Source organism: Streptomyces sp. NPDC001851 (assembly GCF_040297165.1).
Classification (GTDB): domain Bacteria; phylum Actinomycetota; class Actinomycetes; order Streptomycetales; family Streptomycetaceae; genus Streptomyces.
Window position 1 is genome coordinate 28,222 of the sequence record NZ_JBEOYR010000027.1, and the last position, 23,431, is coordinate 51,652.

Here is a 23,431-nt window from a genome sequence, read left to right on the forward strand (position 1 = left end):
TCAGCGGATTTACCATTTCCTGCTCATCGATGCCTGTCGGATAGGGTCTGGGATGTGACTGTTCACCTCACCGAGACCCGCCCGGCGGTGCCCCCCGCGCCCGCACCCGCGCCGTCTCCGGCCCGGCCCGTCACACGTGTCGTGCTGGAGCTCGTGAAATTCGGGATCGTCGGCGGCAGCGGTGTCCTCGTCAATTTCCTGGTCTTCAACCTGCTGCTGCACGGCGTCGGTTGCCAGGCGATGACCGCGAACGTCCTGGCCAGCTGCACCGCGATGGCGACCAATTACCTGGGCTTCCGCTATTTCACCTATCGTGACCGGGCCGCGCGCACCCGCAGCCAGATCATGCTGTTCTTCGTGTTCAGCGGCCTCGGTGCCCTGATGGAAATCGGCCTGTTCTGGGTCGGTTACCAGGGTCTCGGCCTGCACAGCGTGCTGCAGGCGAATGCGGCGAAGGCACTGTCGATCGTGCTCGCCTCCGCCTTCCGTTTTCTCGTCTACCGCACATGGGTGTTCCAGCAGGATGCACACCGCACCGTCTGACACCGAGCCGGTGAGCCGCACCCCGTCCCCGGCGGGTGCCGCGCGGGCCGGCCGGGCGCTGCCGCGGGCCGCCGCCGCGCTCGTCGTCGTACTGCTCCTCCTGGTGATCGTCCGCCTGCCGTGGGCCGGGGACCTCGGCATGCACGCGGCCACCGTCCAGCGCCTGCGCCACAGCCTGCTGCATCCCGGCAACCCGCTGGTCGACGCGGACACCCCGAGTCCCTACTACTCGCCGTGGATGCTGGTGCTGGGCGCGCTCGCCAAGCTGACCGGCCTGTCGGTGTTCGTGGTCCTGCGGATCGCCGCGCTCTGCGGGCTGACCCTGCTGGTCACCGGGGTGTGGCGGTACGTCCGCACGCTGAGCGCGCATCGCGCGGCACCCGCCCTGGCCCTGCTCGCCCTGCTCTTCCTCTGGGGCACCCTGCTGTTCAACTGGTCCGGCTTCGTGGGCCTGAACTCCCTGGCGCTGACGGTGGCCTACCCGAGCGTCTTCGCGCTCGGCCTCACCTTCCACTTCTGGGCCTGGCTCACCCGGGCGCTGCGGGAGGAGGCCGCGTGGGGGAGGTGGCTGTGGCTCGGTGTGCTGTGGGCGCTGATCCTGCTGTGCCACCAGTTCACGGGCGTCGTGGCGTCTCTCGGGGCGCTGGCCATGGTGATCGCGGCGCGGCCGGCCCGGGCGGTGCTGCCGCGGCTGGCCGCCGCGCCGGCCCTGGGGCTGCTCCTGCTGTGGCTGTGGCCGTACTACGACTTCTTCTCCCTCTTCTCCGCCGGCGCGGACCTGGAGGCCATCCACAGGCCGTTGTACGAGCACCTGGCCGCGCGGTTCGGGCTGGTGCTGCTCGGGGTGGCGGCGCTGGTGCTGCGGGTCCGCAGGGACCGCCGGGACCCGTTGGCCCTGTTCTTCCTCCTGGGCGTGCTGGTGTTCGCCGCGGGCGGGCTGACCGGCCACTACTCCTGGGGCCGCGCCCTGCCGGCCGCGCTGATCCCGGCGCAGCTCGCGGCGGCGCTGGAGGCCGTGTCGGCGGGGCGGCGGTCCGTGCGGGCAGGGTGGGCGTGCGTGCTGGGCGCCGCGCTGGCCGTGGGGGCGTGGACGCAGGCCGGGACGCTCGGGTATGTGACGGGGAGGGCCGCGCTGCCGTCCGCGGTCGCCGCGAAGTACCGGACGCCGTGGGTCGGGTACCACTGGATCACGCCCTGGGTGAAGTACGGGGACGTGGTCATGGCTCGAACGCTTCCCGCGCGGCAGATTCCCGCGTACGGGGCGTACACCGTGGCGCCCGGGTATCCGGATGTGTTCCTGCGGGACGCCGCGCGGCGGGAGGGCGCCGTGGAGCGGTACTTCGCCCCGGGCACGTCCGCGTCCGACCGGGCCGGGATTCTGCGGGAGTACGACGTGAAGTGGGTCGTGGGGCCGGAGAACACGGCGTGGCCCGGGCTGCGGAAGGTGACCGCGGGCCCGGGCGGCGAGGCCCTGTACCGAGTGGCGCCCTGAGCCGGGGGAACCGCGCGATCAGCCGCGACCGGCCGGCAGTCGCCCACGTCCCTCCAGCTCAAGGCACCTGGCCCGGCCCTCCTACCTCAGCACGCTGGACAGCAGCTTCGCCGCCTTGCGGACCCGGGGTCCGGCCACCCGTTTCACCACCGGCCGGACCACACGGGCCGTGATGCCCACCGGAGTCCAGCGGATCTGGAGCCGGCCGGGGTTGCGGCCCTCCGGTTCGACGGTGACCTGGTGCGGGGTCGCGCCGGAGTGGTAGTCGACGCGGGCCGTGGCCGTGGGGAAGTCGAGGGGGGCCAGGAGCACGCCGGAGTTCGACAGGCCCTGCTGGTGCAGCACGACCAGGGGGTGACGGGCGCCCTCGAAGCCCTGGAGGGGGATCGGGGCGGCGGCGAGGTCCAGGTGCGCGGTGCCTTCGAACAGACCGGGCCGGACCGGGTCCAGCCGGAAGGGCACGGTCATACGGCGCCCGCCGGGAGACAGCACCAGGCGGGCACGCTGCGGGCCGATGGGAAGGCGCAGACCGGGATCGTACGTGCGGACGGACAGGGTGAGCGTGGCCCGGGAGCCGCGCGTCAGTTCCGTGATCTCGTGACGGAACTGGGCGCTCGGGAACGGACGCGTGTCCAACTCCAGGTCGGACACGTCCAGTTCGCGGCGGGCACGGTCCTCGGAAGGCACGCTGTCGCCCCAGTACGGGACACCGGACGCGTCGGCCGTGATCCGTCGCGGTGCCACCCCGTGACCCAGGCCGCGTGCCGCGAGCTGGGCGTCGGCCGGGCGTCCGTCCCGCAGCAGCTCCAGCACCACCCGCTCCGGGCGGGGCAGCCGGAGGTACGCGCCGGGGGACAGGGTGTCCAGGTACGGGTTCATGATGTCCGCGAAGGCGGCCAGCCACTCCGCGTCCCGGTAGGGCAGGTCACCCGCGTACAGCCTGAAGTCGTGCTTGAGGAACTTGAAGTCCTTGGCCTCCCGCAGCCCGGCATGCCCGCTCTTCTCCAGGAAGTCGTCGATCATGCGGTGTACGCGGATGCGGTCCTGGACGTTGGAGATCTTGTGTCGCTGGTTGGAGATCGTGGCCGAATCCGCTGCCGCGAACGGCTCGATGTGCCAGACGTACACCGGGTCCGGGATGATCGTGAACGCCTTCGCCAGGCAGAACGCCTGGATCGAGAACAGCTGGTCCTCGTAGTGCACGCCCTCGGGGAAGCGGAGGTTGTGGCGGTTCAGGAAGTCGCGGGTGTACATCCTGTTCGTCGACAGCGGCCAGAAGAGCAGCTCCGTGTCCGACTCGATGTTCTCCAGCGTGCGCCGCTCGGCGAACAGGTGCGGCATCCAGGTGCTGCGGCGGCCGGTGTCCACCCGGAGGCGCTGGCAGGCGCCCATGGCGAAGTCCAGCTCGCGCTCGCGGTGGGCGGCGAGCAGCAACTCGACGGCACGGGGCGGGAGTTCGTCGTCGCTGTCGAGGAACATCAGATACGGCGCCCGGGCGATCTCGATGGCCCGGTTGCGCGGGGCGCTGCAGCCGCCGCTGTTCTCCGGCAGCCGGAGATAGCGGATGCGGTCGTCCTGCGCCTCCAGCCGGCGCGCCACCTCGGGCGTGTTGTCGGTCGAGTGGTCGTCGCTGATGATGATCTCGATGTTCGCGTGCGTCTGCGCGCGCAGCGAGGCGACCGCCCGGGGCAGGCGGGCGGCGTCGTTGTAGACGATGACCGTCACCGTCACGTCGGGGGTCGTCATGCCGAGGCCTCCTCGGGGGTCGGGGCGGGGGTGCGTTCCTCCAGCGGGATCACCGGGGGCAGTGAGTCCTCCGGCTCGCCCAGGAACACCCGTCGTACGACCCGTTCGGCGGCCCGGCCGTCGTCGTACTCGCAGAACCGGTGCCGGAAGGCGGCCCGTGCCTTGGCCGCGCTCTCGTCGCGCCAGGCGCCGGAGGCGAAGATCTCCGTCAGCTCCTCCTGGGTGCGGGCGACCTGGCCGGGGTGGTCGGTCATCAGGTCGAAGTAGACGCCCCGGGTGGTGCGGTAGGTCTCCCAGTCGTCGGCGTAGACGACGATCGGGCGGTCGAGGTTGGCGTAGTCGAACATGATCGACGAGTAGTCCGTGACCAGCGCGTCGGCGGCCAGGCACAGCTCCTCGACGGGGTCGTAGGAGGAGACGTCGATGATCCGGCCGGAGCGGCGCAGGCCGGTGAGCGGGGAGGCGGCGCCGCCGTAGAAGTAGTGGGCGCGGACCAGCAGCACGGTGTCGTCGCCGAGCCGGTCGGCGAGGGCGGCGAGGTCCAGGCGCGGGGTGAACCCGGCCTCGTAGTCGCGGTGGGTCGGGGCGTACAGGACGGCCGTCCTGCCGGGCGGGATGCCGAGGCGTGCGCGGGCGGCGCGGACGTCGGCGGCCGTGGCCGAGTAGAAGACGTCGTTGCGCGGATAGCCGTGGTCCAGCGAGGTGTAGCGGGCCGGGTAGGCGCGCTCCCACATCCGGGTGGAGTGGCTGTTGGCGCTGACGCTGTAGTCCCACTTGTCGATGCGGGCCAGCAGCGCGTCGAAGTCCAGGCCCTTGGCGGCGGCCGGGTGTTCCATCTGGTCCAGGCCCATGCGCTTGAGCGGGGTGCCGTGGTGGGTCTGGAGGTGGATCGCGCCGGGGCGCTTGACCACCGCGTTGGGGAAGTTGACGTTGTTGACGAGGTACTTGGCGGTGGCCAGGGTCTCCCAGTAGCGGCGGGTGCCGGGGATCACATGGTCGGTGCCGGGCGGCAGCAGGGCCTCGTTGCCCTTCGCGACCACCCACACCGGGTGGATGTGCGGGGCGAGTTCGCGGAGCTTCGCGGCGATCGCGGCCGGGTTGCAGGCCACCCCGCGCTCCCAGTAGGCGGCGAACACGGCCAGGTCCGGGTCGAGGGGGCGGGTCAGGGCGCGGCGGTACTGCTGCTCGCGGAGCTTGGCGCCGACCTGCCTCTTACGGGTCCGTACGGCCTTCTTGGCGGCGCGCCGGGCGCGGTTGGCGGCCTGGAAGGCGCGGTACTTGGTGTACGCGCCCTCCTCCAGCAGCGCGTGCCGTACGCCCTCCACGCCCGCCGGGCGCTCATGGTGCTCGGGGCGCCAGCGGACCGCGGCGAGGGAGGCCCGGCGGAAGAACTCCCGGGCCACGTCGTCGGGCAGGTTCTCACCGGCGAAGGTGCGCACGAGGTCCCGCATCATCAGGTCGTACAGCACCGTACGGGCGGCGCGGCGGTCCTTGGTGAGGGCGAGCAACGACTCGTAGCGCTCGATCACCGCGAGCCGGTCCTCGGGGGCGCGCGGCGGCAGGCTCTCGGGGCGCAGTTCGCGGTTCTCGTACGCCACCTGGTTCAGGCAGGCGACCCGGCCGGCGTGCAGCAGGGTCGTGTACGCGGCGTGCGGTTCGTCGTGGGTGGTGAGCCGCTCCTCGTGCGCCTGCCAGAACTCCGCGCGCAGGGCGCGGTTGCCGAGCAGCGGGGTGAGGCGCAGCAGCTCGGCGGACTCGTCCAGGGGCAGGCCCTCGCGGCCGACGGCGGCGAGCAGGCGGCCGTCGGGGGAGGTGGTGCCGGCGGTCTGCCAGGTGGTGGTGACGTGGTCGAAGAGGAGCACGTCCACGGGGGCGTCGCCGTCGGTGCCGGTGGCGGCGTCCAGTTCGGCGGTGCGCTCGGCGATCAGCCGGGCGGCGCCGGCCGGCAGGCCGTCCTTGGCGTGCACGAAGTGCAGCCAGCGGCCGGTCGCACGGGCGGCTCCGGCGGTGCGGGCCGCCGCGTCACCGGTGCCCTCGGGCAGCGGTACGACGACCGTGTCGGGGGCGTGGCCCTCGGCCGTCTCCCGCGCCCAGTCGCCGACCGCGGCGACGATGACCTCGGCGTCGGGGAGCGGGTGGGCCTCCAGGGAGCCAAGCAGCTCTGTCAGATGCCCCTGTGCGTTCGGTCCGTAGACGATGACGCTGAGTTGGGGCATCGCTGTGGACTCCTTCTGCTCGTTCAGCTCGGGTCACCCTTCATAACATACGGTCACTAAGTGGATGAAAGGGATGGCCGTGCTCGGGGTGAGGGACGCTCAGGGAGGAAGAGTAGGTTCCGCGACTCCCGGTTTCCCTCCTGCTAACTTTTACGCCGTCTTGCCGGCACCGGCTTTCTTGTCGCCTTTGTCGCCGGTGAAGGTCTCGTACTCCTTCATAACCTCCTCGGTGGGCCCGTCCATGCGCAGCTCGCCGCGCTCCAGCCACAGGACGCGCTCGCAGGTGTCGCGGATCGACTTGTTGTTGTGGCTGACCAGGAAGACCGTGCCCGCCTTTTCGCGCAGTTCACGGATCCGGTCCTCGGAGCGCATCTGGAACTTGCGGTCGCCGGTGGCCAGGGCCTCGTCGATCAGCAGGACGTCGTGGTCCTTGGCGGCGGCGATGGAGAACCGCAGCCGGGCGGCCATACCGGAGGAGTAGGTGCGCATCGGAAGGGTGATGAAGTCGCCCTTCTCGTTGATCCCGGAGAACTCGACGATGTCGTCGTAGCGCTCCTTGACCTGCTCCCGCGACATGCCCATGGCGAGACCGCCGAGGTGGACGTTGCGCTCGCCGGTCAGGTCGTTCATCAGGGCCGCGTTGACGCCGAGCAGGGAGGGCTGGCCGTGGGTGTAGATGTGGCCGTTCTCCACGGGGAGCAGACCGGCGACCGCCTTGAGGAGCGTCGACTTGCCGGAGCCGTTGGTGCCGATGAGGCCGATCGCCTCGCCCTTGTAGGCGATGAACGACACCTTCTTCACCGCGTGCACCCGGCGCACGCCCGCTGCCTGCTCGGCCTGCTTGCGGTGCAGGATGCGGTTGAGGGCGGCGGTGGCGGTGCCGCGGCCGGCGCCGGTGCCGTTGACCCGGTAGACGATGTCGACGTTCTCGGCGATGACGGTGGGGATCTTCGCTTCGGTCTGCTCAGCCACGGCCGTACGTCTCCTCAGCCTTCCAGAAGTAGATGAAGCCGCCGATGCCGGCGAGCAGCGCCCAGCCGGTGGCAGCGGCCCACACGTGCGGGGGCAGCTGGCGGGCGTGGAAGCTGTCGATCAGCGCGTACCGCATGAGGTCGATGTAGACCGCGGCCGGGTTGGTCTCCAGCAGGACCGTGACGATGTGCGGCAGGTGGTCCTTCTTGGTGAGCTTGTCGATGCTCCACATCACGCCGGACACGTACATCCAGGTGCGCAGGATGAACGGCATCAGCTGGGCGATGTCCGGGGTCTTGGCGCCCATCCGCGCCATGACCAGCGACACGCCGGCGTTGAAGACGAACTGCAGGACCAGGACCGGGATCGCCAGCACCCAGGAGACGGCGACCGGCACGCCGAAGCAGAGCAGGATGACGATCAGTGCGGCCATCGAGAACAGCAGCTGCTGCAGCTGCTGGAGGCAGAAGGAGATCGGCAGCGCGGCGCGCGGGAAGTGCAGGGCGCGGACCAGGCCGAGGTTGCCGGAGATCGCGCGGGTGCCGGCCATGATCGAGCTCTGGGTGAACGTCCAGATGAACACGCCTGTGACCAGGAACGGGACATAGTCCGGCACGTGCTGTTTGGTGCCCAGCAGCACGCCGAAGATGAAGTAGTACACCGCCGCGTTCAGCAGCGGGGTCATGACCTGCCAGACCTGGCCGAGCTTCGCCTGGCTGTACTGGGCGGTGAGTTTGGCGGTGGCGAAGGCGGTGATGAAGTGGCGCCGGGCCCACAGCTGGCGGACGTACTCCGGCACGGAGGGGCGGGCGCCGCTGACCGAGAGGCCGTGGCGGGCGGCCAGCGCCGCGAGGTCGTCGGCCGGGGCCTGGGTGGGGGGCGGTGTGTCGAGGACCTGGCTCACATCCGCTGCTTTCGCTCGGGGGAGGGGGTGGCGCGTCCGGCCGCCGGCCGGGGCGCGTCGGGTGGGTCCGTCGTCCGGCGCTTCCTCCGCTTCGCGCGCTTTTTACGCTTCTCTTCACGTTCTCTTACGTCGGGACGGGACCGTATCGTCGCAACGTGAGCGTAGAACCAATCGACGTCGGAACGCAACCGTCTCGTCGTAACGCCCTATGCTGTGCCTCATGACGACGAACGCCGACGAGCCGCCGACGCGTACGCGCCGCCGGGCCCCCGCGGGGGCCGCCGTACTCCGGGAGGACGTGACCGAGGCCATCCGCGCGGCGGTCTTCGAGGAGCTGGCGGCCGTCGGATACGCACGTATGTCCATCGAGGGCATCGCGCGGCGCGCGGGTGTCGGCAAGACGGCGGTGTACCGGCGCTGGCGTTCGAAACTGCACCTCGTGCTGGACGTCGTGTCGGCGCTGGCGGTGCTCGGCCTCCCCGTCCCCGACACGGGCTCCCTGGAGGGCGACCTCCGCCTCCTCTACGAGGTCACCTCCCGCGGCCTGCGCCACCCCGTCGCCTCGCAGATCATCCCCGACCTGCAGGCGGAGGCCGCCCGCAACCCCGACATCGCCGACGCCTTCCAGAAGGCCCTGCGGGACGGTCAGGAGGGCGTGGCCAGCAAGATCATGGCCGCGGCGGAGGGGCGCGGTGAGGTACGGGCCGGACTCGACCCCGACCTGGCGCTCGACCTGATCTCCGGACCCCTGTACTGGCGCGCGGTGGTCATCCGCGCCCCGAAGCTGCCGAAGGGCTACCTGGAGAAGCTGGCCCGGGCCACGGCGGGGGCACTGAAGGCGTTGTGACCGCACCCCACCGCCGCCGGGCGGGGGCCCGGCCGCCTGCCGCCGACGTCCGGGGTGCCGCGTAGCCGACGGTATCGCAGTGCCCCAAGGGGAGCGGGGAACTGCGCACCGAGCCACGTACTACCCGCAGCCGGAATGGCCGAGAAGCTCCTCGGCGAGACCGGTCAAGCCTTCCGCCCTCAGCACCCGCCCGCCGAACCCCGGCAGGGGCACATGCAACGGCTCCAGCCAGCGCGGCGGTATCGCTTCGGCCCCGTACACCGCGCCCGCCAGCGCCCCGGTGACCGCCGCGACCGTGTCGGTGTCGCCGCCGAGGTCGATGGCCGCGCGGATCGCCTCCTCGTACGACTCCGTGGTGCGCAGCGCCCATACCGCCGAGCCCAGACACGGCCACACCGCCCCGTTGAACTCGGTCGCCCGGTCCGGGTGCCAGTCCGGGGCCAGGACCACCGCGTACCGCTGCCGGTGGTCGGGGTGGAGGGCGGCCAGCGTGCCGGGGACGGCGGTGAGCGGGTCCTCGCCGGTCAGGGCGACCCGGATCAGCTCGTGCAGAGCCGCTGTGCCCTCCCAGGCCGCAGGGTCGCCGTGGGTCAGGGCGGAGAGCCTGCGGGCGGCGTCCATGGTGGCCTCGCGGCCCCGGCGGGCGAAGTGGACCGCCGAGGGGGCCGCCCGCATCAGCGCGCCGTTGCCTGCCGCCCGTTGACTGGTCCGGAAGTGCCGGGCGGCCGCCGTGTCCCAGGGGTCGCCGCTGGTCAGGACTGCCTCCGTCTGGAGCCCGATGTCCTTCGGGCCGGCTGCCGCCCAGCGCTGGAAGCGGCCGAAGACGTCGGGCAGGTCCAGGCCGCCGCATTCCAGGAGGGACTCGGCGGTCAGGATCGCCATCTGCGTGTCGTCGGTCGCCTCACCCGGGTCCCAGCCGCCGCCCCCGCACAGCTCGCCACCGTGTCCGGGGTGAGGGAAGCGGGCGGAGAAGGCGCCCTCGGGACCGAATTCGAAGGGTGCGCCGAGGGCGTCGCCGACGGCGGAGCCGAGTACGGCGCCGACGGCGCGTTCGAGTACTCCGGGAACGTTCATCGGCGCGCGCTACGACCGGGCCGCCTCCGGATGGTGGTGTACCCAGCCCTCCCAGGCCGAGGTGATCATGTCCTGGACGTCGTACTTGGCCTGCCAGCCCAGCTCGGTGGCGATGCGGGTGGCGGAGGCGACGACGCGGGCGGGGTCGCCGGGGCGGCGCGCGGTGACGGTCGGCGCTCGGTCGTAGCCGGTGACCGCGTTGATGCGGTCGATCATCTCGCGGACGGAGACGCCCTCGCCGCGCCCGATGTTGAGGGTCAGGTCGGTGCCGGGGGAGGAGGCCAGGGCGCGGGCGACGGTGACGTGGGCCTCGGCCAGGTCGACCACGTGGATGTAGTCCCGGACGCAGGTGCCGTCGGGGGTCGGGTAGTCGTCGCCGAAGATGCGCGGGGCCGCGCCCTCGGTGAGTTTCTCGAAGACCATGGGGACCAGGTTGAACACGCCGGTGTCGGCGAGTTCGGGGCCGGCCGCGCCCGCCACGTTGAAGTAGCGGAGTGAGGCGGTCGACATGCCGCTCGCCCTGCCCGCCGCGCGGACCAGCCACTCGCCGGCCAGCTTCGTCTCGCCGTAGGGGGACATCGGCCGGCACGGGGTCTCCTCCGTCACCACGTCGACGTCCGGCATGCCGTAGACGGCGGCCGAGGAGGAGAACACGAAGGACGGGATGTCCGCCGCCGTCACCGCCTCCAGGAGGACCCGCAGGCCCTCGACGTTCTCGTGGTAGTAGTGCAGCGGGCGCTCCACCGACTCGCCCACCTGCTTCTTCGCCGCCAGATGCACGACCCCGCTGATCTCGTGCTCGGCGAGCGTACGGGCCACCCGGTCCGCGTCCAGGGTGGAGCCCCGCACCAGCGGGACCTGTGCCGGTACGCGCTCGGCGACGCCCGAGGACAGGTCGTCGTAGACGACCGTGCGCTCGCCCGCCTCGGTCATCGCCCGTACGACGTGCGCACCGATGTATCCGGCACCGCCGGTGATCAGCCAGGTCATTACGGCTGTCTCCTCGTCAGTCGGCCCGTGCCGCCGTCTGGCGCGGCGGTGGGCATCTCTCAGTCAAGCAGCGGGCGCGCCGGTGACGCACCGGGCGGCTCAGCGCAAGAGGCGCCGGAGCCGGCTGCGCAGCACCTGTGCGACCCCGCGCACGCCGGTCGCCACGCGCACGGCCAGTGCGCCGGAGTGCGTGGCGTACGGCTGCACCAGGAGCACGCCGTGCCGGGCGCTCGGGACGGCGCGCCGGCGCAGCCGGCCGGCGCCCGCCAGGGCGTGCGCCGTGACCTCCCGTTGCGTGCCGTCCGCGAAGCGCACGGTCAGCCGCAGGTCCCAGGTGCCCGCGCCGAGCGCGGCCAGGTCGACGGTCAGTTTCGCCGACCAGCCGTCCGTGCCCAAGGGCGCGAGCGGAACCGTCGTGCGCCCCCGCGTCCGCTCGTCGTCGCGCGAGACCCACTCCACGTCCACCTCGCGCGGGCCCGCCTCGGCCACTCTGCCGTACAGCTCGTGCAGCCGCAGGCCGAGCAGTGAGGCACGCGCGCGTGGCCGCAGGGCCGCGTCGACGGCGAGCGGGAGGGCGGCGACCGGGCCGGTCAGGTACGGCGCGAGGGTGACCTGGGGAAGGTCGGCGGACCAGACGGGGACGCCGTCGGGGGTGCGGGCGTAGGGCGGCAGCAGGCGTGCCGGGCGTGCGGCCAGTTCGCGCAGCCGGGGCAGGTCGCGCGGCTCGGGCGACTCCAGGACGACCCGCGCGAGAACCCGGCCGGCCGCCGTCGGGTTCAGCTCCCAGTCGGGGGCTTCGTAGTGCGTGAGGTACTCCCGGGTGTGCGCCCACCACGCGCGCTGGTAGTGCGCGTCGCGCAACCCCAGCTCGCGCACGTACATGCGCACCTCGTGGTCGAGGAACTTGGCCCGCGCCGCCCGCGCCAGCTCCTTCTGCCCGGCGCTCAGCAGGATGTCGTACGCCTGCGCGCACGCCTCCACGCGCGCGTGCCAGTTGTCGATGTGGTCCCGGTCCAGGGAGAGCGACAGCCGCTCGGCGCTGCGGCGCACGTGCCACACGTACACGAGGTCCGGTACGAGCGCCATGCGCGGGCCGGCGGCCAGCACACGCGCGGTGAAGACGATGTCCTCGTAGAGGAAGCGGCCCTCGGGGAAGCGGATGCCGTGCTCGCGCAGGAAGTCGGTGCGGTACAGCTTGTTGACGCACAGCGTGTCGTGGACCAGGTGCGGCCGCTGGGTGGGGCGCGCGAGGGTGGTGTGCGCCGTGTAGAGGGGCGCCTGCCAGGGTTGTTCGCGCCCCGAGGGCAGCTCCCGGCGCACGCACAGCCCGCTCGCGACCTCGGCGTGCGCCTCCACGGCCGCCGTCAGCAGCGCGTCCACCGCACCGGACGGCAGCACGTCGTCGCTGTCCAGGAACATCACGTACGGCGTCGTCACCGCGTCGATCCCGGTGTTGCGCGGGCTGCCGCAGCCGCCGCTGTTCTCACGCCGGCGCACCACTCGCAGCCGGGGCTCGTCGGCGGCCAGCCGGTCGAGCAGTTCGGCGCTGCCGTCCGTCGAGCAGTCGTCCACGGCGACGACCTCGGCGACCGCCGGCCCCTGGGCGAGTGCCGAACGCACGGCGTCAGCGAGGTGCGCACGGTCGTTGTAGCCGATGACGACGACGCCGACCTGCGGCGCGGACACGGGTTCGGCGGTGTCCGGACGGACGGGCGGATCGGGCCGGTCGGGTGTGTCGGGCGGGTCGGGTCGCATGGAATCCACAGGCCGGGAGCGTAGAAATGAAGGGTAATATTCCGTTAAGAGCTGCTTAGCAGTCGGTCGGGAAGACGGTCGGAATCGGGTCGGGGTTCCGTTGTTCGCAGGTTCTTTCCATCCGGCTCCGTGGCCCGCCACAACCGGGCGAAGGACAGCACGGCGGCGGCCGCCAGGACCCCGTTGCGGATCAGCATGAGCACACAGCCGGTCCAGGTGCCGGCGATCACTTCGCGGTAGTACATCGGGTAGACCACGGTGCTCAGCGCGGTCGCCGCCAGGACGAGCAGCGCGACCGGCCGCTGACCGGTGTGCCGCGAGGTCAGGCACACGGCGGCCAGGCCGAGCAGCCAGACCATGTACTGCGGGCTGATCACCCGGCTGGTGACCGTGAACAGCAGCACCGCGCTCAGCGCCGCGTCGTACGGCGTGGCCTCGTTCCAGCGCCGCGCCCGCACCCGCCACAGCACCAGCAGCGCGCAGGCGACCGCCGTCAGCGCCAGCGAGGCGGTGGCGACGGCGTCCGCGTGCGGGCCGACCAGCTCGACGGCGCCGTACCGGTAGCGCGTCCGGCCGGGCCAGCCGGCGTGCCGCGCGAGATTCAGCGCCGTACCGCCGAGCGACTCGATCTGCACTCCGCGCCCGCCCTGCTGCCGCAGGAAGGACAGCGGGTGGTCGAACCACACGGCGAGGACACCGAGCGAGCCGGCCCCGGCGGCCACCGCCCACCCCCACGCCCGGCGCGTCACGCGTCCCGGGGGCGTGCCCAGCAGCACCAGCGCCGGCCACACCTTCACCAGCGCGCCCAGCGCCCCCAGCACCCCGCCCGCACGCGGCGAACGGGCCAGTACCAGCAGGCAGAGCACGGCCAGTCCCGTGGCCTGGACGTCGTAGCGGGCGAGCGGGAGGTGCAGCAGCAGCGGCAGCCCGCCCGTCCACAGGACCGCGCCGAGCAGGCTGCGCCCGGCAGACGTGCCCGCGCGGACCAGGGCCGCCGTGACCAGCGCGTCCACGGCCAGCGTGAGCACCACGAACGCCTGGAAGTACGTCAGCCACGGCAGCAGCCCCGGTGCCAGCAGCACCGCGCCCGCGCCCGGCGGGTACTGCCACAGCGTGTCGTGCGCCGGGACCGAGCCGTGCGCCAGGACGCCGTACCAGCGGAAGTACAACCGCCATACCTCACGCGCCACCGACCCCCCGCCGAGCAGCGGGCCGCTGTCGTGGACGAGCAGCCACAGCATCAGGGCACGCGTGGTGAGCCAGAGGGCGGTGACGGCGAGGACCGGGCCGGGGGTGACACGGAGACGGTTCATCACATGGGAGCCTAAGCCGCATGGATGGCGTATCCCCGCTGATACGCCGTCATGGCCGCTAAATGGTTGGTTAATCACACAAGATCGGTCCGTGGTGAACGTCGGGGTTCCTGTGGGAGCGCAGTCGCGCAAGGCCCACCGCCGGGTCGCCGTCTGCCTGCCCGCGCTGGTGATGCTCGGGGCCGGGCTCTGGCGTCTCGACCGGGGCGGGATGTGGCGGGACGAGGCCGTCAGCCTGCAGGTCGGGCGGCGTACGGCGCCGCAGATCTGGCGGCTGCTGGACGACGTGGACGCCGTGCACGGTCTGTACTACCTCCTCATGCACGCCGTCCTCGCCGTCCACCCCGGCGAGGTCGTCCTGCGGCTGCCGTCGGTGTGCGCGGCGGCCGTGACGGCCGCGCTGGTGGCGGCGCTCGGCACCCGGCTGGCCCGGCCGCGCGTCGGACTGTGGGCGGGGCTGCTCTACGCCGTCACGCCGATGGCCGGCCACTACGCGCAGGAGGGCCGCTCCTACGCTCTGGTGGCCGCCGGGGCCACGGGGGCGACGCTGCTGCTGGTGCGGGCGGTGCAGGGGGGCTCGTGGTGGGCGTACGGCGCGGTCCTCGGCGTCACCTGCTGGCTCCACGAGTTCGCGGTGCTGCTGTTGTGCGCCCACGCGGGGGCGCTGGCGCTGGCCCGGGTGGGGGCGCGGGTGTGGCGGGGCTGGGGGTGCGCGGCGGGCCCCGTGGTGCTCTCGCTGCTGCCGTTGGTGGGGGTGTCGTGGGGGCAGGCGGCGCAGGTGGCGTGGCTGCGGAGGCCTACGGCGTCTTCGGCGGAGGGGTTGTTGCGGGGGTTTCTGGGGCCTGGGGCCGGGGTGTACGGGGTGTGTCTGGTCCTTGCCTCAGCGGGGCTGGCGGGGCTCGTGGGGCGGCGGGGACAATTCACTCTTGCGGGCGTGGCGTTGCCGTTGACCGTGGTTCCGCCGGTGGTGTTGATGTCGGCTTCTCAGGTGTCGCCGCTGTATGCCGACCGGTATGTGCTGTACGCGCTGAGCGGGGCGCCGTTGCTGGTGGCCGGCGGAGCCGAGTGGGTGGCCGGGGCTGTGGGGCGCCTGCGGCCCGGCGGTCGCTGGGCGCCCGCCCGTTCCGCCCGGCGGAACGACTGCCCGCACGGCGACGTCAGCCGCACAAGACATCCCCTGGCGCAGCCCCCTCTCGTCGCCTTCGCCGGTGTTCTCGCGGTCTGCCTCGCCTTCCTCCTCCAGCTCCCCCTGCTCCGCGCGGACCGGGACCCCGGTACCCGCCCCGATGATCTCGGGGCCGTCTCCCGGGTGGTGGCGCGGGAGTCGGGGCCGGGGGACGCGGTGGTGTTCGTGCCGGGGAGCGCGCGGAACGCGGCCCTCGCCTACCCGCGGGCGTTCCGGGGAGTACGGGATGTGGTGCTGCTGGAGGGGGCGGCCGAGTCGGGGACCCTGTACGGGCGGGAGGCCGGGGCCCGTGAGGTGCGGCGCAGGCTGGCGCGGCAGGACCGGGTGTGGGTGGTGGCGGACCCGGGCCTGCTCGCCGGGCGCTGGAGCCCCCGCAGCCCCGCCGAGCGGGCCAAACTCGCCGTGCTGCGGAGGGACTTCAGCCAGTGGGAGGAGATCCCGCGGGGCGCGACGACCGTACGGCTGTACGTCCGGAAGCCGCCGGGGACGCACCCTGGCCCTCCTCCGCCGCTGCTGCCGCGTCCAGCGCGGTGGTGAGCCGGTCGAGGCGTTCGCGCAGTTCGGCGATCTCCGCCAGGTCGAAGCCGGTCGCGCCCATGATCCGGCGCGGCACCCGAAGGGCCCGCTCGCGCAGTGCCGCGCCCTCCCCGGTGAGCCGGACCCGGACCGAGCGCTCGTCCTCGGCGCTGCGCTCCCGGCGCACCAGGCCTGCCCCCTCCAGCCGCTTGACCAGCGGGGACAGCGTGCCGGAGTCGAGCCGCAGCTGTTCGCCGAGCGCCTTGACGGGCAGGTCGCCCCGCTCCCACAGGACGAGCATCACGAGGTACTGCGGGTAGGTCAGGCCGAGGTCCCTGAGGATCACGCGGTAGACGCCGTTGAAGGCGCGGGACGCCGCGTGCAGCGAGAAACAGATCTGGCGGTCCAGGCGCAGCCACTCGGTGTCGGTCATGGGTCCAGGGTAACTCTTGCGGTCCATTTAGTTGTGCACAACTTAATTGTGTGCTCTACTTATGGCCGTCAGGCGGTCAGGACAGGGGCCGCCGGAACCCCGACTTCCGTAAGGGATGGTCTTCATGGACGCGCTCTACACCGCTGTCGCCACCGCCACCCACGGCCGTGACGGTCGCGCCGTCTCCTCCGACGGCCGGATCGACCTCCAGCTGGCCCCGCCGGTGGAGCTGGGCGGCAACGGCCAGGGCACCAACCCGGAGCAGCTCTTCGCCGCCGGTTACGCCGCCTGCTTCGGCAGCGCCCTCGGCCTCGTCGGCCGGCAGGCGAAGGTGGACGTCAGCGACGCGGCGGTGACCGCCGAGGTCGGCATCGGCAAGCAGGGCGAGGGCTTCGGGCTGAAGGTCACGCTGCGCGTCGAGCTGCCCGACACCGTGGACGAGGAGACCGGCCGCAAGCTGGTCGAGACCGCCCACCAGGTCTGCCCCTACTCCAACGCCACCCGCGGCAACGTCGAGGTCGACCTCGTCATCGAGTAAGCGCGCGGGAGCGGCCGCGCGAGGGTGCCGGGCAGGGGCCGGCACCCTCGGACGGGTACCGCTACGCCGATGCCAGCGTGTCCCGGCCGGCCGGCTGGCCGGGGATCCGTACCGTGCCCTCGCCGGTCATCGGCTCGCCCAGCAGCAGCGTCCGTACCACGCGCTCGGCGGCCCGGCCGTCGTCGAACTCGCAGAACCGGGCCCGGAAGTCCGCCCGCAGCCGTGCCGACTCCTCGTCCCGCCAGGACCCCGAGGCGAACAGCCAGGCCAGCTCCCGGTAGGAGTGCGAGACATGGCCCGGCGGCTCGGCGGTGATGTCGAGATAGGCACCCCGGCTCGCCGTGAACGCGGGCCAGTCGTCGGCGTGCACGACGATCGGCCGGTCCAGGTTGGCGTAGTCGAACATCACGGCCGAGTAGTCGGTGACCAGCACGTCCGCCGCGAGCAGGACGTCCTCGACGCGCGGCTCCCCGGTCGCGTCGACCACGATCCCGCGCCGGGCCAGCTCCGCGAGGCCCAGCCCGCGCGCGGGACCGTTCGCGAGCGACGGATGCAGCCTGACCACGAGGGTGCGCCCCTCGCCCAGGTCGGCCGCGAACCGGGCCAGGTCGATCCGGTCCACGTGCCCGCCGCGGCGGTAGTCCCGGTGGGTCGGCGCGTACAGCACGACCGTGTGGTCCGCCGGGATGCCGTGCCGCTCGCGGAAGCCCCCGCCGTCACCGGAGCCGGCGTTCACCAGTACGTCGTTGCGCGGGCTGCCGGTGCGCAGCGAGGTGAAGTGGCAGGGGTAGGCCCGTTCCCAGACCAGCTCGGAGTGGCGGTTGGCGACCAGGCTGTAGTCCCAGCGGTCGGCCCGGCGCAGCATCTGCGGCACGTCGAAGCCGAGCCGGGCGCCCGGCTTGTCGCGCAGGTCGGCGCCCATGTACTTCAGCGGGGTGCCCCGGTGGGTGTGGATGTGCACACTGCCGGGCCGCTTGGCCAGGGTGCCGGGCCAGTTGACGTCGTTGACGAAGAACGTCGCCCGCGCGGTGACCTCCAGGTACCGCCGGGAGCCGACGATCACGTGCTCGACGCCGGACGGCAGCTGCGCGGCGGTCTCCGCGTCCTTCACCACCCACACCCCGCGCAGCTGCGGGGCGATCTGGCGGGCCTTGGCGTACACGGCGGCCGGGTCGCCGCGCATGCCCCGGTGCGAGGACGCCGAGTAGACGACCAGGTGCGGGTCCAGCGGGCGGTGCGTGTGCAGGGACGCCCAGCCGGAGCGGACCCGCGCGGCGGCCGAGTCGCGGACCAGGTCCGCGCGCCGTGCCGTCTCCCGCCCGGCCCGTGCCGCCTGCCGCCTGATCCGGTACGCCGTCCAGGAGCCCTCCAGCAGCCGGACCTCGCCGTCGACCAGGGCGCCGTCGGGCCGGTGGTCGCGGAACATCCGCGCCGTACGACGGAAGAACTCGGCCTTGTCGGCGGGGGGCAGCCGGTCCGGCTTGGCCAGGATGTCCAGGCAGTGCTCGCCCATCTTGCGGTGCAGGTACGGCCGCCAGTGCGCCAGCTGGGGCCGCTGCTCGACGAACGCGAAGACCCGCTCGTACTGGTCGTGGATGTCGAAGTGCTTGCGGCTGGTCGTGGACAGGATGTTGCCCTGCCGGCGCTGCCGGTAGTTCAGGCAGATGCGGTCCAGCGTCGCGATCCGCCGGGCGCTGAGCATGGCCGGGAAGGTCCAGGGGGTGTCCTCGTAGTAGCCGGGCGGGAACTCGAAGCCCTGCGACTGGACGAACCGGCGCCGGTAGACCTTGTTCCACACCACCATCAGCAGATCGAGGATCTGCGGGAACCCGTCGGCGGTGAAGGTGTCCTGGCCGGCCTCGCCGAGGAGGTGGGCGAGGACGTTGCGCCGGGTGCCGCCCCACCAGTAGGTGCGCGCGTAGTCGAAGACCAGCACGTCCGGGTCCCGGGTCTCGGCCAGCCGGTCGGTGATGGCCCGCAGCGCGCCCGGGGTGAGGGTGTCGTCGCTGTCCAGGAAGAACAGGTAGTCGCCGGTGGCGTGCCGCATCCCGGCGTTGCGGGCCCGTCCGAGGCCCACGTTCTCCGGCAGGTGCAGCACCCGCACGCGCGGGTCACGCCCGGCGTACTCGTCGAGGATCGCACCGCAGCCGTCCGGGGAGCGGTCGTCCACGGCGATCAGCTCGAAGTCGTTGAAGGACTGCAGCAGCACCGAGTCCAGGCACTCGCGCAGAAAGCCCTGCACCTTGAAACAGGGCACGATCAGACTGAAGCGGGGCACGGGGGTCAGCTCCTCACGAGGGTCGCGGCGGCGGGGGCGGGGACGCGCTCCGCGAGCGGGACCACCGGCGGGATCGCCTCCGGCGGCTCGCCGAGCAGCACCCGGCGTACGACACGCTCGGCGGCCCGCCCGTCGTCGAAGTCGCAGAACCGCTCCCGGAACGCGGCCCGCAGCGCCCTGGCCCCCTCGCCCGCGTACGAGCCGTCGCGGAAGACGGCGGCCAGCTCCTCGGGGGTGCGCACGACCGGGCCGGGCGGCTCGGTCATCAGGTCGAAGTAGACGCCCCGCGTCTCCCGGTAGACGTCCCAGTCGTCGGCGTACACGACGATCGGCCGGTCCAGGTTGGCGTAGTCGAACATGATCGACGAGTAGTCGGTGACCAGCGCGTCCGCCGCCAGGCACACGTCCTCCGAGGAGCGGTGCGCGGTGACGTCGATGACGCGGCTGCTCAGGCGGGAACCCCTCACGGGGGCCCGGTCGTAGAAGTAGTGGGCGCGCAGGAGTACGACGACGTCCTCGCCGGCCGCTTCGCAGAACGCCTCCAGATCCAGCCCGGGTTCGAAGCCGGTGTGGTGGTCGCGGTGGGTCGGCGCGTACAGCACGGCCGTCCTGCCCTCCGGGACCCCCAGGCGCCGCCTGATCCGTGCCACGTCCTCGGCGGTCGCCGTGTAGTACACGTCGTTGCGCGGATAGCCGTACTCCAGGTGCTCGTAGGAGCCGGGGAAGGCGCGCTCCCACATCTGGGTGGAGTGGCGGTTGGCGGAGAGGTTGAAGTCCCAGCGGTCCACGCGGCCCAGCAGCCGGGTGTAGCTGCCCGACTGCGCGGCCACCACCGGGTACGTCGACTGGTCCACGCCCATCGTCTTCAGCGGGGTGCCGTGCTGCGTCTGCAGATGCACGCTGCCGGGCCGCTTGACGACCGCCTCGGCGAAGTTGGCGTTGTTGACCAGGAATGTCGCGCGGGCCAGCACCTCCCAGTAGCGGCGCGAGCCGATCACGGCGTAGTCCACGTCCTTCGGCATGGCGTGCGCCTGGCCGGCCTCGACCAGGAACACCGAGCGGATGTGCGGGGCGAGTTCGCGGGCCTTGGCGTGGATCGCGGCCGGGTTGCAGGCATAGCCCCGGCCCCAGTAGGCGCAGTACACGGCCAGGTGCGGGTCGAGCGGGCGGTGCAGCTCGTACGCGTAGCGCAGCCGGGTGTGCAGCATGCGCGGGCGCGGCAGCCGTTCGGCGGCTCCGGAGGCCATCTGGTTGGCGCCGCGCAGCCCGCGGAACGCGGTGTACGCGCCCGCCGCCAGCAACCGGTGCTGTACGCCCAGGCTGCCGCCCGGCGGCCGGAAGCCGGCCGGCCGGTGGCGCCGGTAGAGGCGGGCCGCCCGGCGGAAGAACGCCCGGTGCCCGGACGGCAGCCGCTCCGGCCGGGACGCGGTCTTCAGCACCGGGGAGAACAGCTGCTCGAACAGCGGCCGGATCCGCTCGGCGGGCAGGGCGGCCTCGGCGGCCCGGGTCAGCACCAGGTCCACCTGGTCGAGCAGGCCGTGCTGGTGCGGCCCGGGCAGGTTGAGCCGGCTGCCCTGGCGGCGCAGCCGGTGCCGTACGACGACCCGGCGCAGCACCGCGATCCGCCCGGCGGCGAGGGTGACCAGGCCGCCCCAGCCCAGGTCGGTGAAGTGGCCGTCGGGGAAGGCGAGCCGGTGCTCGGTCAGGAAGGCGCGGCGGTAGGCCGCGCTCCACGCCGGCAGCCGCACACCGGTCAGCTCCGGCCGGTCGGCGGGGGCGAAGGCGCCCTCCGGAGCCCCCGCGAGCAGCGGCGCGGCCGGGTTGGCCGGCTCGCCCTCCCACCAGGGGACGCGCTCGTGCTCGGCGTAGAGCACGTCCACGCCGGCGGTCTCGGCCAGCCGGGCGTCCAGCGCCGCGAGCGCGCCCGGCAGCAGCAGGTCGTCGCCGTCGAGGAACAGCACGTACGCGCCGGTCGCCGCCCGCGTCCCGGCGTTGCGCGCCCCGCTCAGACCGGCGGACGGCGGCGAGTCGACCGGGGTCACCCGGGAGTCCCGCCGCGCGTATCCGGCGGCCACCGCGGCGGCCGGGGAGTCGGGGGCGTCGCAGACCGGGATCAGTTGCAGATCGCCGAAGGACTGGCCGAGAACCGAGTCCAGCGCCTGGGACAGCCGGCCGGCCACCCCATGGGACGGGACGATGATGCTGAAGCGGGGCATTCTGTTCTTTCTGTTGTCTTGCGGACACGTGTCCCGTGGTCGGCGCCGGACACGCGACCGGGCCGCCCCGCCGGACGCCAGGTGGACGGCCGGCTCGGGGCGGGCCGCGTCGAGCCGAGGTGCAGGGGAACTCCCGCAGGGACCAACGGTGTTCAGCGCCTCTCGGTGACGGGGAGGCAACCGGAAGGTTGCTCCACGGTGGCCAGCGGGGAGTGCGTGCAGGCCGACGGCACCGGGCGGCGCTCCGCGAGCGGCACCACCGGCGGCAGTTCCGCCCCGCCCAGCACCACATGCCGTACGACCCGCTCGGCGGCGCGTCCGTCGTCGTACGGGCAGAACCGCTCCCGGAACGCCGCCCGCAGCTGGGCCGAGCGCGAGCCGCGCCAGTGGCCGGTCGCGAAGATGTCGATCAGCTCGTCCTCGCTGCGCGCGACGGCGCCCGGCGGGAAGGCGCGCAGATCGAAGTAGGTGCCGCGGGCCGCCCGGTACGCCTCCCAGTCGCCGGTGTGCACCACGATCGGCCGGTCCAGGACCGCGTAGTCGAACATGATCGACGAGTAGTCGGTGAGCAGCGCGTCCGAGGCCAGACAGAGCGACTGCACGCTCGGGTGGCCGCCGACGTCGATGATCCGGGCGCCCGTGCCGAGCGGGCCGCCGCGGGTGGGGTGGGGGCGCGCCAGGATCACGAAGCGCGGGCCGAGACGGCGCGCGATCCGCTCCAGGTCCAGCAGCGGGTGCTGGGTGCGCCGGTGGTCGCGGAAGGTCGGCGCGTACAGGATCGCGACCGCGCCCTCGGGGATGCCCAGCGACTCGCGCAGCCGGGCCACGTCCGCCGGGGTCGCCCGCTGGAGGGCGTCGTTGCGCGGGGCGCCGTACTCCAGCGTGGTGTAGCCCCCCGGCAGGGTCCGCTCCCACACCAGCGTCGAGTGCCGGTTGCCGGACAGGACGAGGTCCCACTGGTCGACGCCGCGCAGCAGCTCGGCGAAGTCGGTGCCGCGGGCCGCCGCCGGGTACTCCTGGAGGTCCAGGCCCATGTGCTTGAGCGGTGTCCCCTGCCCGGTCCGGATCATCACCTGCCCGCGGCGCTTGCGCAGCCGCCGGTCCAGGACGTCATCGGTGACCAGGTACCGGGAGCGGGCCAGCGCCGTCCAGTAGGCGGCCGTGCCGGGCCGCAGCCGAAGCGGCCCCGGCGGGACCGTGTGCCGGTGCTCCGGGCGGGTGATCCAGGCGGTGCGGATGTGCGGGACGTGCGTGCGGAACGCCTCCTCCAGGGCGCCCGGGTCGCCGCCGTGGCCGCGGCCCGCACCGGAGGCGAACACCGCCCGGTCGGGGCGGACGGGCAGCCGCAGCTGGATCCGGTAGTGCAGCCGCAGTACGCCGGTGCGCACGGCGCGGGCCGGCTTCAGTACGGCCTTCAGCGTGCGCCGGCCCCCGGCCGAGAACAGCTGCAGCGCCCGGAACGTGCGGTGCAGGCCGAAGCGGACCAGGATGTTCCGCCGCCGCATCCGGGTGCCCGGGACGCGGTAGCGGCGGTAGTGGGCGCGGGCCCGGCGCAGGAACTCGCCGTGGCTGCCGCGCGGCAGCCGGTCCCGCTTGGTGAACACCGTCGCGTAGTGGTCGGTCATGCGGCGGAACAGGTCACGGCGCCAGTGCGCGAGTTCCGGCCGCTCCTCGACGTAGGCGAACACCCGCTCGTACTGCTCGAACAGATCGAAGTGCCTGCGGCTGGCGGTGCCGAGGATGCTGCCCTGCCGGCGCTGCCGGTAGTGCACGCACACCCGGTCGAGCGTGGCGATCGACTCCGCCGTCATCAGCACCGGGAAGGTCCAGGGGGTGTCCTCGTAGTAGCCCGGCGGGAAGGCGAAGCCGTTCGCCTCGACGAACTCCCGCCGGCAGGCCTTGTTCCAGGCCACCATCAGCACCCTGAGCAGCCCCGGCCGGTCCTCCAGGCGGAACGGCGCCGGGCCCTGCTCGGTGAGCGGGGCGGTGAGCTGGTTGCGCACCGTCCGGCCGTCCCAGTACGTGCGCGCGTAGTCGTACACCAGGACGTCCGGCTCGCCCGACTCCTTGATCCGGTCGGCGATCGCACGCAGCGCGTGGGGGGTGAGCGTGTCGTCGCCGTCCAGGAAGACCAGGTAGTCGCCGGTCGCCTCGGCCATCCCCGCGTTCCGGGCCCGCCCGAGCCCCCGGTTCTCGGCCAGGTGCACGGGCCGCACCCGCGCGTCCCGGGCCGCGTACTCGTCGATGACCGCCCCGCAGGCGTCCGGTGAGCAGTCGTCCACGGCGATCAGTTCCAGATCGGGGTACGACTGCGAGAGCACCGAGTCCAGGCACTCGCTGAGATACGCCTGGACCTTGTACGCGGGGACAATGACACTGAACCTGGGCAAGGGACATCCAAGGGTCGTCGGT

At 72.8% G+C, this 23,431-nt stretch carries 17 protein-coding genes; 5 read left to right on the forward strand and 12 right to left on the reverse strand.

Features of this window, described 5'->3' with window-relative positions; genetic code table 11:
• The first annotated feature begins 54 nt into the window (after nucleotides 1-54).
• Entirely contained in the window at nucleotides 55-543 is a 489-nt protein-coding gene (locus ABT171_RS32110; protein WP_351249908.1) for a GtrA family protein, read from the forward strand.
• The gene (locus tag ABT171_RS32115; RefSeq protein WP_503077291.1) at nucleotides 524-2,035 is read left to right on the forward strand and encodes a hypothetical protein; all 1,512 of its coding nucleotides are present in this window, start codon (nucleotides 524-526) and stop codon (nucleotides 2,033-2,035) included. The genes ABT171_RS32110 and ABT171_RS32115 overlap by 20 nt, the downstream gene beginning before the upstream one ends.
• Nucleotides 2,036-2,116: 81 nt before the next feature.
• On the opposite strand, the gene ABT171_RS32120 is transcribed toward ABT171_RS32115, so the two are convergent.
• The 4 genes from ABT171_RS32120 to ABT171_RS32135 form a co-directional block, all read right to left on the reverse strand.
• Entirely contained in the window at nucleotides 2,117-3,781 is a 1,665-nt protein-coding gene (locus ABT171_RS32120; protein ID WP_351249910.1) for a glycosyltransferase family 2 protein, read from the reverse strand.
• On the reverse strand, nucleotides 3,778-5,997 hold the full coding sequence (locus ABT171_RS32125; protein ID WP_351249911.1) for a CDP-glycerol glycerophosphotransferase family protein: 2,220 nt from the start codon (nucleotides 5,995-5,997) through the stop codon (nucleotides 3,778-3,780). Before ABT171_RS32125 ends, ABT171_RS32120 begins: the two co-directional genes overlap by 4 nt.
• A gap of 150 nt (nucleotides 5,998-6,147) precedes the next feature.
• Nucleotides 6,148-6,969: an ABC transporter ATP-binding protein gene (locus tag ABT171_RS32130; RefSeq protein ID WP_351249912.1), complete on the reverse strand. Its 822-nt coding sequence runs from the start codon at nucleotides 6,967-6,969 to the stop codon at nucleotides 6,148-6,150.
• The gene (locus tag ABT171_RS32135; RefSeq protein ID WP_351249913.1) at nucleotides 6,962-7,873 is read right to left on the reverse strand and encodes an ABC transporter permease; all 912 of its coding nucleotides are present in this window, start codon (nucleotides 7,871-7,873) and stop codon (nucleotides 6,962-6,964) included. Before ABT171_RS32135 ends, ABT171_RS32130 begins: the two co-directional genes overlap by 8 nt.
• A gap of 220 nt (nucleotides 7,874-8,093) precedes the next feature.
• Between ABT171_RS32135 and ABT171_RS32140 the strand changes: the two genes are divergently transcribed.
• Nucleotides 8,094-8,720, forward strand: coding sequence for a TetR/AcrR family transcriptional regulator (locus ABT171_RS32140; RefSeq protein ID WP_351249914.1), 627 nt, complete (start codon nucleotides 8,094-8,096; stop codon nucleotides 8,718-8,720).
• 120 nt (nucleotides 8,721-8,840) lie between these two features.
• Here ABT171_RS32140 and ABT171_RS32145 read toward each other — a convergent pair whose 3' ends face one another.
• The 4 genes from ABT171_RS32145 to ABT171_RS32160 all read right to left on the reverse strand — a co-directional run bounded on the left by ABT171_RS32145 (nucleotide 8,841) and on the right by ABT171_RS32160 (nucleotide 13,852).
• Entirely contained in the window at nucleotides 8,841-9,794 is a 954-nt protein-coding gene (locus ABT171_RS32145; protein WP_351249915.1) for an ADP-ribosylglycohydrolase family protein, read from the reverse strand.
• A gap of 9 nt (nucleotides 9,795-9,803) precedes the next feature.
• Nucleotides 9,804-10,784 carry a UDP-glucose 4-epimerase GalE gene (galE, locus tag ABT171_RS32150; protein WP_351249916.1) on the reverse strand — a complete coding sequence of 327 codons (981 nt, stop codon included), beginning with the start codon at nucleotides 10,782-10,784 and terminating at the stop codon, nucleotides 9,804-9,806.
• Between the two features lie 99 nt (nucleotides 10,785-10,883).
• Nucleotides 10,884-12,539 (reverse strand): glycosyltransferase, encoded by a 1,656-nt coding sequence (locus ABT171_RS32155; RefSeq protein WP_351249979.1) that lies wholly within the window; start codon nucleotides 12,537-12,539, stop codon nucleotides 10,884-10,886.
• A 44-nt stretch (nucleotides 12,540-12,583) separates the two neighbouring features.
• Nucleotides 12,584-13,852: a glycosyltransferase 87 family protein gene (locus tag ABT171_RS32160; protein WP_351249917.1), complete on the reverse strand. Its 1,269-nt coding sequence runs from the start codon at nucleotides 13,850-13,852 to the stop codon at nucleotides 12,584-12,586.
• A 91-nt stretch (nucleotides 13,853-13,943) separates the two neighbouring features.
• Here ABT171_RS32160 and ABT171_RS32165 point away from each other — a divergent pair, with 91 nt between their 5' ends.
• Nucleotides 13,944-15,575, forward strand: coding sequence for a glycosyltransferase family 39 protein (locus ABT171_RS32165; protein WP_351249918.1), 1,632 nt, complete (start codon nucleotides 13,944-13,946; stop codon nucleotides 15,573-15,575).
• Here ABT171_RS32165 and ABT171_RS32170 read toward each other — a convergent pair.
• The gene (locus ABT171_RS32170; RefSeq protein WP_503077304.1) at nucleotides 15,457-16,014 is read right to left on the reverse strand and encodes a MarR family winged helix-turn-helix transcriptional regulator; all 558 of its coding nucleotides are present in this window, start codon (nucleotides 16,012-16,014) and stop codon (nucleotides 15,457-15,459) included. The genes ABT171_RS32165 and ABT171_RS32170 overlap by 119 nt on opposite strands.
• 97 nt (nucleotides 16,015-16,111) lie before the next feature.
• On the opposite strand from ABT171_RS32170, the gene ABT171_RS32175 reads away from it, so the two are divergent.
• Nucleotides 16,112-16,525, forward strand: a complete 414-nt coding sequence (locus ABT171_RS32175; protein ID WP_351249920.1) for an organic hydroperoxide resistance protein — start codon at nucleotides 16,112-16,114, stop codon at nucleotides 16,523-16,525.
• 61 nt (nucleotides 16,526-16,586) lie between these two features.
• Here the strand turns inward: ABT171_RS32175 and ABT171_RS32180 are convergent, their stop codons facing one another.
• From ABT171_RS32180 to ABT171_RS32190, 3 genes are all read right to left on the reverse strand, one after another.
• Nucleotides 16,587-18,803, reverse strand: a complete 2,217-nt coding sequence (locus tag ABT171_RS32180; protein ID WP_351249921.1) for a bifunctional glycosyltransferase/CDP-glycerol:glycerophosphate glycerophosphotransferase — start codon at nucleotides 18,801-18,803, stop codon at nucleotides 16,587-16,589.
• A 5-nt stretch (nucleotides 18,804-18,808) separates the two neighbouring features.
• Nucleotides 18,809-21,019, reverse strand: coding sequence for a bifunctional glycosyltransferase/CDP-glycerol:glycerophosphate glycerophosphotransferase (locus ABT171_RS32185; protein WP_351249922.1), 2,211 nt, complete (start codon nucleotides 21,017-21,019; stop codon nucleotides 18,809-18,811).
• Between the two features lie 152 nt (nucleotides 21,020-21,171).
• Nucleotides 21,172-23,409: a bifunctional glycosyltransferase/CDP-glycerol:glycerophosphate glycerophosphotransferase gene (locus ABT171_RS32190; protein WP_351249923.1), complete on the reverse strand. Its 2,238-nt coding sequence runs from the start codon at nucleotides 23,407-23,409 to the stop codon at nucleotides 21,172-21,174.
• Nucleotides 23,410-23,431 lie beyond the last annotated feature (22 nt).

Excerpts from the sequence above, each read along its gene's own strand:
- ABT171_RS32170 (WP_503077304.1), bottom strand. The coding sequence starts at position 16,014 with ATGGACCGCAAGAGTTACCCTGGACCCATGACCGACACCGAGTGGCTG.
- ABT171_RS32145 (WP_351249915.1), bottom strand. The coding sequence starts at position 9,794 with ATGAACGTTCCCGGAGTACTCGAACGCGCCGTCGGCGCCGTACTCGGC.
- ABT171_RS32175 (WP_351249920.1), top strand. The coding sequence starts at position 16,112 with ATGGACGCGCTCTACACCGCTGTCGCCACCGCCACCCACGGCCGTGAC.
- ABT171_RS32155 (WP_351249979.1), bottom strand. The coding sequence starts at position 12,539 with ATGCGACCCGACCCGCCCGACACACCCGACCGGCCCGATCCGCCCGTC.
- ABT171_RS32115 (WP_503077291.1), top strand. The coding sequence starts at position 524 with ATGCACACCGCACCGTCTGACACCGAGCCGGTGAGCCGCACCCCGTCC.
- ABT171_RS32185 (WP_351249922.1), bottom strand. The coding sequence starts at position 21,019 with ATGCCCCGCTTCAGCATCATCGTCCCGTCCCATGGGGTGGCCGGCCGG.
- galE (WP_351249916.1), bottom strand. The coding sequence starts at position 10,784 with ATGACCTGGCTGATCACCGGCGGTGCCGGATACATCGGTGCGCACGTC.
- ABT171_RS32140 (WP_351249914.1), top strand. The coding sequence starts at position 8,094 with ATGACGACGAACGCCGACGAGCCGCCGACGCGTACGCGCCGCCGGGCC.
- ABT171_RS32125 (WP_351249911.1), bottom strand. The coding sequence starts at position 5,997 with ATGCCCCAACTCAGCGTCATCGTCTACGGACCGAACGCACAGGGGCAT.
- ABT171_RS32120 (WP_351249910.1), bottom strand. The coding sequence starts at position 3,781 with ATGACGACCCCCGACGTGACGGTGACGGTCATCGTCTACAACGACGCC.
- ABT171_RS32160 (WP_351249917.1), bottom strand. The coding sequence starts at position 13,852 with ATGAACCGTCTCCGTGTCACCCCCGGCCCGGTCCTCGCCGTCACCGCC.